Source organism: Rudanella paleaurantiibacter (assembly GCF_009184635.1).
GTDB lineage: Bacteria > Bacteroidota > Bacteroidia > Cytophagales > Spirosomataceae > Rudanella > Rudanella paleaurantiibacter.
The window spans coordinates 154,804-168,601 of sequence record NZ_WELI01000010.1 but is presented as its reverse complement, the minus strand read 5'-3'; the positions used below and the strand labels follow the sequence as shown (position 1 = coordinate 168,601).

At 56.4% G+C, this 13,798-nt stretch carries 10 protein-coding genes; 5 read left to right on the top strand and 5 right to left on the bottom strand.

Annotation, left to right across the window (positions count from 1 at the left end):
* Nucleotides 1-7 precede the first annotated feature (7 nt).
* The 4 genes from pcaDC (at nt 8) to pcaF (ending at nt 5,427) form a co-directional block, all read left to right on the top strand.
* Nucleotides 8-1,168, top strand: coding sequence for a bifunctional 3-oxoadipate enol-lactonase/4-carboxymuconolactone decarboxylase PcaDC (pcaDC, locus tag F5984_RS21410; RefSeq protein WP_152126256.1), 1,161 nt, complete (start codon nt 8-10; stop codon nt 1,166-1,168).
* A gap of 280 nt (nt 1,169-1,448) precedes the next feature.
* Complete coding sequence (locus tag F5984_RS21405) at nt 1,449-2,642, top strand: 4-hydroxybenzoate 3-monooxygenase (RefSeq protein ID WP_152126255.1); 1,194 nt, start codon at nt 1,449-1,451, stop codon at nt 2,640-2,642.
* A 154-nt stretch (nt 2,643-2,796) separates the two neighbouring features.
* A complete protein-coding gene (locus F5984_RS21400) occupies nt 2,797-4,140 on the top strand; it encodes a 3-oxoacid CoA-transferase (RefSeq protein ID WP_152126254.1) in 1,344 nt (447 codons plus the stop codon).
* 81 nt (nt 4,141-4,221) lie between these two features.
* Nucleotides 4,222-5,427, top strand: a complete 1,206-nt coding sequence (gene pcaF / locus F5984_RS21395) for a 3-oxoadipyl-CoA thiolase (RefSeq protein ID WP_152126253.1) — start codon at nt 4,222-4,224, stop codon at nt 5,425-5,427.
* Between the two features lie 67 nt (nt 5,428-5,494).
* On the opposite strand, the gene fbp is transcribed toward pcaF, so the two are convergent.
* From fbp to F5984_RS21380, 3 genes are all read right to left on the bottom strand, one after another.
* Nucleotides 5,495-6,514, bottom strand: coding sequence for a class 1 fructose-bisphosphatase (fbp, locus tag F5984_RS21390; protein WP_152126252.1), 1,020 nt, complete (start codon nt 6,512-6,514; stop codon nt 5,495-5,497).
* Between the two features lie 4 nt (nt 6,515-6,518).
* Nucleotides 6,519-8,111, bottom strand: coding sequence for a phosphoenolpyruvate carboxykinase (ATP) (gene pckA / locus F5984_RS21385; protein ID WP_152126251.1), 1,593 nt, complete (start codon nt 8,109-8,111; stop codon nt 6,519-6,521).
* 192 nt (nt 8,112-8,303) lie between these two features.
* Nucleotides 8,304-9,362, bottom strand: coding sequence for an NHL repeat-containing protein (locus F5984_RS21380; protein ID WP_152126250.1), 1,059 nt, complete (start codon nt 9,360-9,362; stop codon nt 8,304-8,306).
* A 338-nt stretch (nt 9,363-9,700) separates the two neighbouring features.
* Between F5984_RS21380 and F5984_RS21375 the strand changes: the two genes are divergently transcribed.
* The gene (locus F5984_RS21375; RefSeq protein WP_152126249.1) at nt 9,701-11,188 is read left to right on the top strand and encodes a helix-turn-helix domain-containing protein; all 1,488 of its coding nucleotides are present in this window, start codon (nt 9,701-9,703) and stop codon (nt 11,186-11,188) included.
* Between the two features lie 6 nt (nt 11,189-11,194).
* Here F5984_RS21375 and F5984_RS21370 read toward each other — a convergent pair whose 3' ends face one another.
* The gene (locus F5984_RS21370; RefSeq protein WP_152126248.1) at nt 11,195-12,193 is read right to left on the bottom strand and encodes an ABC transporter ATP-binding protein; all 999 of its coding nucleotides are present in this window, start codon (nt 12,191-12,193) and stop codon (nt 11,195-11,197) included.
* Nucleotides 12,194-12,280: 87 nt separating this feature from the next.
* On the bottom strand, nt 12,281-13,780 hold the full coding sequence (locus tag F5984_RS21365) for a SusD/RagB family nutrient-binding outer membrane lipoprotein (protein WP_152126247.1): 1,500 nt from the start codon (nt 13,778-13,780) through the stop codon (nt 12,281-12,283).
* Nucleotides 13,781-13,798: the final 18 nt, after the last annotated feature.

Below are 13,798 nucleotides of genomic sequence, written 5' to 3'. Positions count from 1 at the left end.
ATTGCCCATGTCTCTGAACTACAAACTTTCTGGCACACCCAACAGCCCGGTTTTGATTTTCTCAAACTCGCTCGGTTCGGAAATGAGCATGTGGGACGAGCTTTTGCCGTACCTACTGCCTTATTTCCGGGTACTCCAGTACGATACCCGGGGGCACGGTGGCAGCTACCAACCGACAACGCTGCCGGGCGACGGTTCGCCCGGCGACGCCTACACCATTGCCCAGCTCGGCGAAGATGTAATCAGTCTGATGGATGAGCTGGGTATCGAGCAGGCTTATTTCTGCGGCCTGTCGATGGGTGGCCTTACAGGTCAGTGGCTGGGCATCCACCGGCCCGACCGAATCAAAAAGCTGGTTATCAGCAACACAGGCGCTAAAATCGGCAACGACGAACGCTGGAACGGCCGCATTGCCACGATCACTGAGCACGGCATGGCCGCCATTGTCGACGATACGATGGAACGATGGTTTACCCCCCTGTTCCGGGCCGACAATACCAGCCGTGTCGCGCAGATGCGGGCCATGTTTCTCCGAAGCCCCGTGCCCGGCTATGCAGCCTGTTGCGCGGCCATCCGTGACGCTGATTTTCGGCAGGACCTCAATCGGGTTTCGGTCGAGACACTCGTGATTACCGGCGACGAAGACCCCGTGACCAACGTGGAGCAGGCTCAGTTTCTGCAAGCCAACATCCAGTCGGCCAACCTGGTGGTGTTGCCCGCCCGGCACCTCGCCAGTACCGAGCTGCCCCGCCAATACGCTCAGATACTCATCAATTTTCTGGTCGGCGACACCCGCTACGAGCAGGGAATGCACGTTCGGCGGACGGTGCTGGGCGATGCCCACGTAGACCGGGCCAACAGCCAGACGACCGAGTTTACGGCCGACTTTCAGGATTTTATCACGCGCTACGCCTGGGGCGAAATCTGGACCCGGCCGGGCCTTCCCAAGCACAGCCGGAGCCTGATTACTCTCGCCATGCTCATTGCGCTGAACCGGAAAGCCGAATTTCAGATGCACGTGCGGGCAGCCATTCACAACGGAGTTAGCCCCGACGAGATCAAAGAAGTCATCATGCAGTCGGCCCTGTATTGCGGGCTACCGGCAGCCAACGAAGCCTTTCATGCCGCACAGGAAGTGCTGGCAACCTTACCGATAAACCACTCGTAAACAACCCGATTCGGGCGTTTCAGGCGATTGTTACTGGCTGCTGAGGCAAGCCACAGCTCTCCTATTGCCCAGGTAAGTACAGAAATGGGTAATGCAGAAATGGAAAATGTAGAATGGACAATGCAGAATGGACAATGCAGAATGGATAATTAACAAAATGCACCCTTGTTCACTGTGTATTATCCATTATTCACTATTCATTTTTCACTGTTCATTATTCATTCCCCTACAAGCCCAGGCGCTTTCGGCCGAAACCCGGAATCCAAACCACAATTCATGTATGAAAACGATTAAAACACAGGTAGGAATTATTGGCGCAGGCCCCGCCGGGCTCACGCTGGCTCACTGGCTCAAAAAACACGGCATCGACTCGGTCATTATTGAGCACCGCAGCCGCGAGTACGTGGAGGCACGGGTGCGCGCAGGCTTGCTGGAGCAAAACACCGTGGATATTCTCAAAACTCTGGGGCTGGCCGACCGGCTCGTACGTGAAGGCCACGAGCACCACGGCGTGTACCTGAGCTTCGACGGCGAACGTATCCGGGTACCTTTCGGCCCCTACACCAACGGGCGGCACATTACCATTTACGGGCAGCAGGAGGTTGTTAAAGACCTGACCGATGCCTGGATTACGGGGGGCGGCACGATTCTGTTTGAGGCCCCCGCCCTCGAACTGGCCGATTACGACACGAAGCACCCAAAAATCTATTTCGAGCAAAACGGCCAAAAAGGCGTTGTGGAGTGCGATTTCATTGCCGCCTGCGACGGATTCCACGGGCTGGGCCGTAAAACCCTGCCTAAGAATTCGTACAAAGAGTATTCGCTCACGTATCCGTTTAGCTGGCTGGGGATTCTGGCCCACGTGCCGCCCTCGTCAGACGAGCTTATTTATGCCTACCACGAGCGGGGCTTTGCCCTCCACAGCCTGCGGTCGTCTACGGTGAGCCGTTTGTATATTCAGGTTGAAAACGACGACAAAGTGGATAACTGGTCTGACGATCAGATTTGGGAAGAACTATCAGTACGGCTGGGCACGCCGGGCTGGAACCTGCAATCCGGCCCAATTTTTGAAAAAGCCATCACCCCTATGCGGAGTTATTTTATCGATAACATGCAGGCCGGGCGGCTGTTTCTGGCGGGCGATGCCGCGCACATTGTACCGCCCACGGGTGGCAAAGGTCTCAACCTCGCCATTGCCGATGTGAAGCACCTGGTAGATGCATTTATCGATTATTACCACAACAACTCGACCACCGGGCTGGACATGTACACGCCCACGGCCCTCCGGCGCATCTGGCGGGCACAGGATTTTTCGAACTTTATGACCACGCTCCTCCACAAGCAGGACGAACACGGGTCGTTCCAGTACCGTCTGCAACGGGCCAAATTCGACTACATTCGTATTTCAGACAATTACGCGGCCACCGTCGCCGAAAACTACGTCGGTCTGCCTTTTGAATCGTTTACTAAATGAATAGTTAAGTGAAGGAATAATGCACAATGGGTAATGAATAATGTACAATGGGTAAAGGATAATGCTATTGATTATCAGCTTATCCATTATGCACTATACATTATTCATTGTGCACTATACATTATTCATTCTCCACGACACCTACTCCAACATAATGAAGCAAGTACCAATAATTGATAGTCAAACGGCGGCCGGGCTGGTTAAAGAGGGCGATGTGCTCCTGCAAGGCGGTTTCGGAATGACCGGCAACCCGGTTCACCTCATGCACGCCCTCGCCGAGCTGGGAACCGGGAATCTGACCTTTGTGGGCAACAATACCGGCGAGGCCGGTCTGGGCGGAGGCCGTCTGTTGCGCAACGGGCAGATTCGGAAAATGATTGGTTCGTTTTTCACATCGAACCCCGACGCCGTTAAGGCCGCCCAAAGCGGGCAGGTTGCCTACGAACTGTTGCCACAAGGAACCCTCGCTGAGGCCATCCGGGCCGGTGGAGCCGGAATCGGTGGTTTTTACACCCCGACATCGGCCGGTACACCGCTCGCCGAAGGTCGCGAAACCAAGGTGATCGACGGGGTCGAGCAGGTGTTCATCAAAAGCATTCGGGGCAACGTGGCGTTTATTCGGGCCTGGCGTGCCGATACGGCTGGGAACCTGCAATACCGCATGACCGAAAACAACTTTAACAAGGCGATGGCGACAGCCGCCGACCTGGTTATTGCCGAAGTGGAAGAAATTGTACCGGTGGGCGCTATTGCCCCCGAACACGTGCATACGCCCGGCTGCTATGTCGACTATCTGGTGCAGGCGACGCTTACGCTCGAAGACCTCGGCAGTTCGGCCTCGGTATCATCGTCGAAAAAAGTAGACGAAGTCCGCATGAATATGGCCCGGCGGGCATTGGCCGAGCTGAAAAAAGGCGATGTGGTCAATCTGGGCATTGGTATTCCAACGCTCGTAGCCGACCTGATCACCGACGAGCACGGCATCATTATGCACACCGAAAACGGGATGTTGGGCGTTGGCCCCGTACCAGCCGACGGTGGTGGCGCGATGGATTACCCCGTTAATGCGGGTAAGATTCCGGTAACGGCCCTCAAAGGCAGCAGCTATTTCGACAGCGCCGACTCGTTTGCCATGATTCGGGGTGGGCATATCGACGTGGCCATTATGGGCGGCCTGGAAGTGGACGAACAGGCGAATCTGGCCAACTGGGCCGTGCCGGGCAAGCCGTTGCTGGGCGTTGGCGGGGCTATGGACCTGGCCAAAGGAGCTAAGCGGCTGATCATCACCATGACGCATACCAACCCCGACGGCTCGTCGAAGGTGGTGCCCCAATGCTCGCTGCCACTCACGGCAACGGGTGTTGTCGATATGATTATCACTGATCTGGCCGTTTTTGCGTTCCCCGACGGGCAGCTTACCCTAATCGACCTTATGCCCGGCGTGACCCTGGACGACGTTCGGGCCAAGACGAGTGCGACATTTAATGAGCGCATTTAATGAGTGAATGAGTGATTGAGCGAAAACGGAATACATTCACTCAATCACTCATTCACTCAATCGCTAATTCACTCAATACCTATGGATTCATTCATCATCGATGCCGTCCGGACGCCTATTGGCAGTTTTGGAGGTAGTTTGTCGCCCGTGCGGGCCGACGACCTGGCGGCTTTGCCTATCCGAGAACTCCTGTCGCGCAACCCAAACGTCCCGGCCGACGCCATCGACGACGTGATACTGGGTTGCCACAATCAGGCCGGCGAAGACAACCGCAACGTGGCCCGTATGGCCTTGCTACTGGCCGGTTTACCCTATACCGTACCCGGCGAAACCGTCAACCGGCTCTGCTCGTCAGGCATGTCGGCGGTCGTACACGCCAACCGGGCTATTAAGGCTGGCGATGGCGATCTGTTTGTTGCGGGGGGCATGGAGCACATGACGCGGGGCCCCTGGGTCATCTCCAAAACCTCGAAACCGTTTGGCAACGACGCCCAAATGTTTGATTCGAGCTTTGGCTGGCGGTTTGTCAACCCTAAAATGCAGGATCTGTACGGCACCGATGCGATGGGCGTTACGGCCGAAAACCTCGCCGATCTGTATACTATCAGCCGCGACGATCAGGATTTGTTCGCTTATAACTCGCAACAAAAAGCGGCCAGAGCCCAACAGGCGGGTCGTTTTGCCGATGAAATTGTAGGCGTTCAAATTCCGGCCCGCAAAGGCCCCGCTACGGTGTTCGATGCCGACGAGTTCATTAAGCCCCAAACCACGCTGGAGGTACTGGGCAAACTGAAGCCGGCATTTAAAAAAGAAGGCGGTACGGTTACGGCAGGCAACGCGTCGGGCCTGAACGATGGCGCAGCGGCCATGCTGCTCGCTTCCGACGAGGCTGTTCGGCGGTACGGCCTTACACCCAAAGCCCGGATTGTGGCCTCGGCCGTTGCCGGGGTGGAGCCACGCATCATGGGCATCGGCCCCGTACCGGCTACCCGCAAAGCCCTTCAGAAAGCAGGCCTAACGCTCGATCAGATCGACATTATCGAGCTGAACGAAGCCTTCGCGGCTCAGTCGCTCGCCTGTACGCGGGCCCTCGGGCTGGCCGACAACGACCCCCGCATCAATCCCAACGGCGGAGCCATCGCGCTGGGGCACCCGCTGGGTATGTCGGGCACCCGAATTATTCAGACGGCCGCGCTCGAATTAGCCAAAACCGGCAAACGCTACGCCCTCGCTACCATGTGCGTAGGCGTAGGCATGGGGTACGCTATCATCATCGAACGGGTATAAACTGAATGAGATTTACCCCAAAGGCCCGCCAGATTATCTGGCGGGCCTTTGGGTTTATAAAACATGGCTACAGCTCGTCGACCATGGCGGCCGAGCCGATGTACAACGCCGAGCGCTGATGCACCGAAACCGGGGCTACGTCGAGAATCGACTCGTGCCCGTTGGTGGCCCGCCCCCCGGCTTGTTCGACAATGAAGGCCATCGGGTAACATTCGTACAGAAGCCGCAGCTTGCCGTTGGGCGATTTTACCGTGGGCGGATACAGGTAAATCCCGCCTTTGATCAGATTCCGGTGAAAATCGGCCACGAGTGAGCCAATGTACCGCCCCGTAAACCGACGTCGGCGGCAATCGGACAGGTAGGCCTGTACATGCGCGGGGTAGTCCTCTACGTTGCCATCGTTGCACGAAAAAATAGTACCGACCGGCGGCTGCCGCAGGTTAGCGTGCGACAGGATGTATTCGCCCAGCGAATTGTCGTATGTGAAGCCGCTCACACCCGCGCCCGACGTAAGCACGAGCAGGGTCGATGAGCCGTACAGAATGTACCCGGCGGCAATCTGGCACCGCCCCCCCTGCAAAAAGTCAGCTTCGGTAGCCTCGGTCCCCACGGGCGTTATCCGCCGATAAATCGAGAAAATAGTCCCAATGGACACGTTTACGTCGATGTTCGACGAGCCGTCGAGCGGATCAATAGCCACCACATAGCGGGCATTCACGTTGCCGGTATGCACAATATCGTCGTCTTCTTCCGAGATAATGGCGCATACCTCACCCCCATTTTTCAGAGCCCGGATAAATCGGATATTGGCGATCACATCGAGTTTCTGTTGGGTTTCGCCCTGTACATTGCCCGAACCGGCCGAGCCGGCAATATCCATTAACCCCGCCCGATTGATTTCGCGGTGGACAATCTTGCTGGCCAGGGCAATGTCGCGCAGCAATTGCGACAACTCACCCGTTGCGTACGGGAAGTCATTTTGCCGACGCATGATGTACCGGTCGAGCGTAGTGCCCACCGGCATGGCCAACTCACCGTTTTTCGATGCATTAGACCGCCCCGTGATTCGTTCCTGATGGATAAGCATACCGTTACAGGGCTGGAGAGTATGATGCTAACTTACTCGCAAACAAGCTATTCAGGTGCTCGGCTTTAGCATCATACGCGGCCGGATCGGCCCAGGTCTGACGGGGGTTGAGTACCGTTTCGGGCACGCCGGGGCAGCTTGTAGGCATCTGTACGCCAAACACGGGGTGTTTCTCAAACGTCACCTCGTTGAGCGTGTGGTTGAACACCGCCCGGATCATGGCGCGGGTGTAACCCAATTTCATGCGCTCGCCCACACCATAGCTGCCGCCCGTCCAGCCGGTGTTGATCAGCCAAACGCTTGTTTGATGCTCCCGGATTTTGTCGCCCAGCATCCGGGCATACACTGTCGGGTGCAACGGCATAAAGGCCGCCCCAAAACAAGCCGAAAACGTTGCCTGCGGCTCCGACACGCCCATTTCGGTACCGGCTACTTTCGCGGTGTAGCCCATCACGAAGTAATCCATAGCCTGCTCAGGCGTAAGCCGTGAAATAGGCGGCAATACCCCGAACGCATCGCAGGTGAGGAAGAAAATGGCCTTCGGGTGCGAGCCAACCGAGGGTACAACGGCATTGTCGATAAAATCAATGGGGTACGAGGTCCGCGTGTTTTCGGTAATCGACGTATTGGTGTAGTCAACGGTATGGCTGTTGCGCTTGAAACAGGTATTTTCCACGATAGACCCATACCGAATCGCGTCGAAAATCTGCGGCTCCCGCTCGCGGGTGAGGTCGATCACTTTGGCGTAACAACCCCCTTCGAAGTTAAACACGCCCTCATCGCTCCAGCCGTGTTCATCGTCGCCGATGAGCCCGCGTTCGGGATCGGCCGAGAGCGTGGTTTTGCCCGTGCCCGAAAGCCCAAAGAAAATAGCGACATCGCCCTCAGCACCCCGATTGGCCGAGCAGTGCATGGGCAATACGCCCTGAGCAGGCAGCAGGAAGTTCAACGCCGAGAATACACTTTTTTTGATCTCCCCCGCATAACCCGTGCCTCCAATCAGCACCACCCGCTTGCTCAGGTTCAGAATAGCGAAGTTGGCGTTGCGGGTACCATCTTCGGCCGGGTGCGCCAGAAACTCAGGCACGGCCAGAATGGTAAAATCGGGCTCAAAATCGTCCAGCTCGTCTTCGGTTGGCCGGAGAAACATGTTCGCACAAAACAGGTTTTGCCAGGCAGAGGTCGTCAGAATACACAGTTTCAGGGAGTAGCGGGGATCGGCCCCGGCCATAGCGTACCGTACGTACACCTTCTGGTATTCCAGAAAATGACACATTTTACGGTGCAGCCGATCAAATTGTCCGGCATCGAACGGAATATTGACAGCCCCCCAGTCGACTCTCGACTCGGTCAGTTCGTCTTTAACAATGTAGCGGTCTTTGGGCGAGCGCCCTGTAAACTGCCCGGTAGAGCACATCAATGCCCCCTGATCGGTCAGTTGCCCTTCGTTGCGTCGTAGCGCGTGCTCGACCAGCGCAGCGGGCGGCAACTGAAAGTTCAACTCCTTTACATCACTGATTTTGAGGAAAAGCAACGCTTTTTCATCGGGCGTGTCGAGAGCAAAAGCAGAAGTTGGCTGTATTTCCTGGGCTACCATGCGGTTATTTTTTAGTTGGTCATCCTATTCTGGGCATGAAGATAAAAAGCGGATTGGATAAAAATAGCGAACGTTCGCTATTTTTATCCAATCCGCACAAATTCTCTCTTTTATACTAAAAGCTCCTGAAATAATTTAAACAGGAGTCGTAAACGGGTCAATTCATACAGCCTGGGCGCGTAGCCTCGCTCCTTACTTCAAAAAGGTGCTGACTATTCCCTCAGCCGAAAGCTTCCGAATACAGTTATTACCGCCGTCGACAATGTAGAGATTGCCCCGACTATCGAACGTAATGGCGTTGCCAAGCGGAAAATTGAACATGGCCTGCCGGGCCGGGCCATCTTTGTAGCCCTCCGTGGCCCGACCACCCATATTCACGCCTTTCTGGATTGTACTGTTCCCGGCCACATCGGTCACCTGATTCTGGGCAATTTTGATAATCCGATGCAGCCGGACATCAGCAAAATGGAGTTCCCCTTTCGGCGAGAAAGCTAATGGGCCGGGAGTAAACAGCTCGGCAGTCTTTACATCGCCGGGCGTGTACACCGGGTGAAACTCACGCTTGCCGCATTGCCCGGCCACCACACTCACCGTAGCTTGCTTACGGTCGGGGGTCAAGGTCAGTTTTTTGATACAGCGCGGGTAAGCATCACTGATGTACAGGTTGCCCTGGGCGTCGGTGGTTAGCCCATCGATTATGTCAAACCAGAGTTTTTCGCCGGTAGCTTTGTCGCGCAGTGTGGTCACCTCCCCGGCCGGGCTGATGTGCCGGATCACGTAGTTGTGATAACTCAGGTTGGTATTGGGCGTTTTCTCATCGGCGTCTGTCACGTACATATTACCGGCCCGGTCCATCGTGATATGGTCGAGACTCCGAAAATTAGCTTTGGCCAGCGGCCCGTCGATTACGCTGTACTGGTACGGCTGTCCGGCAAAGAGGCTGATTTTACCGTCGGGGGTTATTTTTCGGATGAGGTTATCGCGGGTGGCTACTACAAACAGATTATCGCGGGCGTCGATAGCCATGTAGTTAATTCCGACGGTCAGGGGTTTGATGTAGTTTTTCCAGCCATCGAGCACCAGCGTTGGCTTACCGTCGGGGGTCACTTTGAGCAGCCGGTCACGAACGCCCACCCACACATTATCGCGGCTATCAACGGCCACGCACCGTACCCCGCTTACCGACAGGTTGTCCTGTGCCTGCGCGGTGAGGGTTACTAAAAGGAAAAAGTAAAGAAATTGTGTACGCATAGCTCGTATCTATTTAGGAATGAATGGTGCCATTGTCTGGCCTGAGGTTCGGTTAAGTTAGTGTACCCTACCGTGAAATTTACCATGACCGGCTGCTGGTGTTGCTGGTTTTTCGTGAATGGTTATGGGGCGTATCGTATGTTTGTCTGCGCAAGCCGGTAAAGACCCTCGTCTCAGTACTAGACATTAGATGTTGGACATTAGACGTTAGACCTCCATATATAAAGGTAGTAAGTCTAATGTCCAGTGTCTAAAGTCCGAATGTCCAGTACTGAGGACCCTCGTGTGTATTAGGTGCTAAACCCGGCTGGATCAATCTCTACACTTATTTTTGCGGCATGGCATCGGATCGGGAAAAGGTACGTTTGGTATTTGGGTTAAAAGTAAGGCAGTTGCGCACAGAGCTGGGTTTGTCGACCTACGACCTGGCCGATCAGACCGGTCTGTCACCTTCGTACCTGAATGAAATCGAGAAGGGAAAGAAGTACCCGAAGACCGAAAAAATCTTCGCGCTGGCCAAAGCGTTACAAACCGATTACGACTCACTGGTGTCGCTGCGGGTGAGCAAACAGCTGGAGCCGGTCGTTGAACTGTTCGATTCGAATATTCTGAACGAGCTTCCTCTCGACCTGTTTGGCATTGAACCGGGGTATTTTCTGGAAGTGATGGCCAATGCCCCGGCCAAACTGAGCGCCCTCATCAGTACGCTCATCGAGATTGGGCGGAATTACGACTTGCGCGTCGAGCAGTTTTATTTCTCGGTGTTGCGGACGTATCAGGCCATGCACGACAATTATTTTGAGGACCTCGAACTGGAAGCCGACCAGTTTCTGAGCGAACACCCGCTCCCCTCTGACCCAACCCACTGCCCCGACTGGCTTTTCGACCTCCTGACGCATACCTACGGCTGCACCATTCAAACCTACGATGCGGCAGAACAACCCGATTTGGCGGCTCTGCGGTCGGTGTACTTACCTGAAAAGAATACCCTGCTCCTCAACCGGCAGCTTTCCAACGAGCAACGGGCCTTCACGCTGGCGCGCGAAATTGGCTACCGGCGGCTCAAGGCAACCATCCGGCCGCTCGAATCGTCGGTGCTATCGGCCCGGTCGTTTGAGGAGGTGTTCAATAATTTCAGAGCCTCGTACTTTGCCCGCGCCGTGCTCATTCCCCGGCAGCGGCTCATCAACGAGCTGACCGAGGTGGCCGCGTCGGGAACGTGGAGCAATAACCGGCTCCTCGACATGATGCTGCCGTTTGCCGTGACACCGGAGATGTTTCTGCTCCGCATGACCAACGTGCTTACAAGTCATTTTGGGCTGAAAGAGCTGTTTTTCATCCGGTTCAATCAGGGCGCCGACGGGCGGTACACGCTCAACAAGGAGCTGCACCTGAGCAAGTTGCACACGCCCCACGGCACCGCCCGCAACGAGCATTATTGCCGTCGGCAGGTGTCAGTTACGATTCTGACGGAGTTACGGCAGCTACAGCAGTCCGGTGCCTGGAACGGGCAACCCATCTGCCGGGCGCAGCAGATTACCTTTTCGACCAACGGCAACACGTATTTCGTGTTTTCCATTGCCAAGTCGTCGCCCCCAACCACCACTAACAGCAGCATTAATATCGGCTTTCCGCTCACGCCCCAACTGCGGGAGGTGTTTCGGTTTCTCGACGACCCCGCCATTCCGAGCACGTCGGTGGGCGAAACCTGCGAGCGGTGCCCTATTGCCGACTGCACCGTACGGGCCGCCCCTCCGGTGGAACGAGCGCGCGAACATCAGACGCACCAAACACTAACCACTATCGAAAAACTCCGGTTTGGGTAAGCGGCCTCAATCAACCCACACAACGGCTGCGGGGTCGAGGGTCAGTCGAACCCGGTCACCTTCAGAAATGGGCTCAGCGGTATTGGCGAGCAACCGGACGTACCTTGACATGGCCACCTCAATTTCGGAGAACCCACCCTTGTAATATACCGCCTTCACGACGCCCTCCACGCCGTCGGGGAGGCCCACCCGGATTCGTTCGGGCCGGATACAGGCGTAGCGTTCGGGGTTTGGGTCAGTACCGAGGCCCAATTGCGGCAGGTATTTAGCTTTGATCAGATTGGCAGGCCCCGTCATCCGGGCCACGTAGGCCGTGCGGGGGGCTGTGTACAGCTCGCGGGGCGTTCCCATCTGGATAATCTGTCCCTGATGCATCACACCGAGGGTATCGGCAATAGACAGGGCGTCGGTGGCATCGTGCGTCACAAACAGGCAGGCCGTTTGGTGTTCGGGGTCGTGGCGCACCAATTCGAGCAGCATAGCCCGTACAATGGTCCGGTTGGGCAGGTCGAGGTGCGCAAACGGCTCATCGAACAGCAACACAGGCGGCTTCTCGGCCACGGCCCGCGCAATAGCCACCCGTTGTTTCTCGCCCCCCGAAATCTGTTTGGGCGTTCGGTCCTGCACGGCCTCAAGCCGACAGATTCGGAGCAACTGGTCGACCCGGTAGTTCTGGTACGCTTTTTCGTAGTACCGGATGGTGTAGGCGATATTTTCGCGCACCGATACATTGGGCATAAGCTGATACTCCTGATGCACGAGCCGGATGTCGGGGTGCCCGGCCACGAGCACTTCCGAGGGCCCCTTGAGCCGCTCACCGTGCAGGCGCACCTCGCCGGTATCGGTATCGGTCAGGCCAGCCAGCAAATTAAGCAGCGTGCTTTTACCCGAACCGCTGGCCCCCACCAGGCCCATAATCTGACCCGGCTGCAACTGGAGCGACACGCGCCGAACGGCCCGGACATCGGCCGTAAAGGATTTAGAGATAGAGAGGGCTTCGAGCAAGTTCGTAGGGGTACGTGTTGAACGGGCAAAAATAGAAGGGCCCGGCCTTCTTTCTGCAAGAAGCCGGGGCCCAACGGGTATTTTATTCTATCGTTTGTCCCACCACACGCGGCTCAGGTACGTGTCGCCCCGGTTCAACCGGCTCGCAGCTTCGTTGTAGTTGGTCGCGTTGCGCAGGCGCTCCGTACTCGAATACACCCCCCGGCGCGGAATCTGACCGCCGGTCACACCGGGATTCGGGCCGGGCGTCAGGCGGGGATACCCCGTCCGGCGCCACTCAGCGTAGGCCTCGTAGTTGCGCATAAACAGGCTGATCCATTTCTGAGTCATAATTTGCTCCAGCTTCTCCTCGTCGGAGCCAGTCAGTTTACCCTGCCGACCTATGTATTCGGCAATGGCCGTCTCGGCGATGTTGTACGGCTGCACCTGCATGGCCGCCCGAATACCGGCCTGATAGAACCCTTCAGCCTGCGACGGGTTGAGGCCCGCCCAACCGAGCAGGGCGGCTTCGGCCCGGTAAAAACAAAGGTCCGAAAACGTCAGAAACAGGTACGGGAAGGTGGCTTTGCGGTCGTTGAAAACCGCGATATTCATGTACGAATAATCGTCGCGGTTGATAATCACGCTACCGCCGAGGGCCACCCCAAGCCCCCGGTAAACAGGCTTACCGGCTTTCTTGGAGTTCTCAGTTGGCTCGGCTATCCGGGGCAAACGGGGGTCGTTGCGGGTCTGGAGGGCGTCGACAAAAGCAGCCGCCATCTGATTCAGTTCCTTACTGCTGTTATAACTCGCAATAATCGGGTGGTAGCCCAGGGCGTTGCCATCCAGCGTGTTGGTAGGCATGGCTGCGTTGTCGGCGTTGCCCACAAATACGGGGCCTGCCAGAGCCTCGGTCACGGTTTTCTGGGCCAGGGCGGGGTCGGCAAAGCGAATCCGCATTCCCATACGCAGCTTCAGCACGTTGGCAAACTTGCGCCACTTCTCAATATCCCCTTTGTAGACAATATCGGCGGACCCGAACGACACATCATTCCGGCTCAACTGGGCCACGGCCCCATCCAGATTACTGATGAGCGAACGGTAAATATCCTCCTGCTTATCGTACTTGGGCAACAGGGCCAGATTATCGTCGGGCATACCGGCCTGGGTGTACGGAATGTCGCCCCAGAAATCGGTCATGCGTTGCCAGATAAACGTTTCGTAGATTTTGGCAATGGCGAGTTTGGTACGGCCGTTGGGCGTATCCTCCTGCCCTTTCAGGGCTCGGTTCCGAATTTGGGCCAGGTTCTTAATCAGGTCGTAATGGTTACGCCAGTTGTTGGTCTCGTACAGGTCGCGGTCTTCGAGGTACTGCGACGGGGCCGAGAGGGAGCCACTGGCCCACTGCTGAATCCAGGAGCCAACCTGCCAGTTGTTGTCGCCATCGGCCGTAATACCGGAGAGTTGCGCCTGCGTGAGCAGGTACTCAGCCGGCACGCTGGCCGGGGCTACCGGCGAGGTATTGATCTCCTCAAAATTTTGGGTACAACCGACTGCCAGCGTCGTCAGCGCGACCATCAGCAGGCGGGGTGTTGCTATCGTTTTCATCTTCACGGAAACAAATGC

Coding starts and splice junctions, on each gene's coding strand:
- pcaF (WP_152126253.1), top strand. CDS start 4,222: ATGGATTCATTCATCATCGATGCCGTCCGGACGCCTATTGGCAGTTTT.
- F5984_RS21375 (WP_152126249.1), top strand. CDS start 9,701: ATGGCATCGGATCGGGAAAAGGTACGTTTGGTATTTGGGTTAAAAGTA.
- F5984_RS21405 (WP_152126255.1), top strand. CDS start 1,449: ATGAAAACGATTAAAACACAGGTAGGAATTATTGGCGCAGGCCCCGCC.
- pckA (WP_152126251.1), bottom strand. CDS start 8,111: ATGGTAGCCCAGGAAATACAGCCAACTTCTGCTTTTGCTCTCGACACG.
- fbp (WP_152126252.1), bottom strand. CDS start 6,514: ATGCTTATCCATCAGGAACGAATCACGGGGCGGTCTAATGCATCGAAA.
- F5984_RS21365 (WP_152126247.1), bottom strand. CDS start 13,780: ATGAAAACGATAGCAACACCCCGCCTGCTGATGGTCGCGCTGACGACG.
- F5984_RS21400 (WP_152126254.1), top strand. CDS start 2,797: ATGAAGCAAGTACCAATAATTGATAGTCAAACGGCGGCCGGGCTGGTT.
- F5984_RS21380 (WP_152126250.1), bottom strand. CDS start 9,362: ATGCGTACACAATTTCTTTACTTTTTCCTTTTAGTAACCCTCACCGCG.
- pcaDC (WP_152126256.1), top strand. CDS start 8: ATGTCTCTGAACTACAAACTTTCTGGCACACCCAACAGCCCGGTTTTG.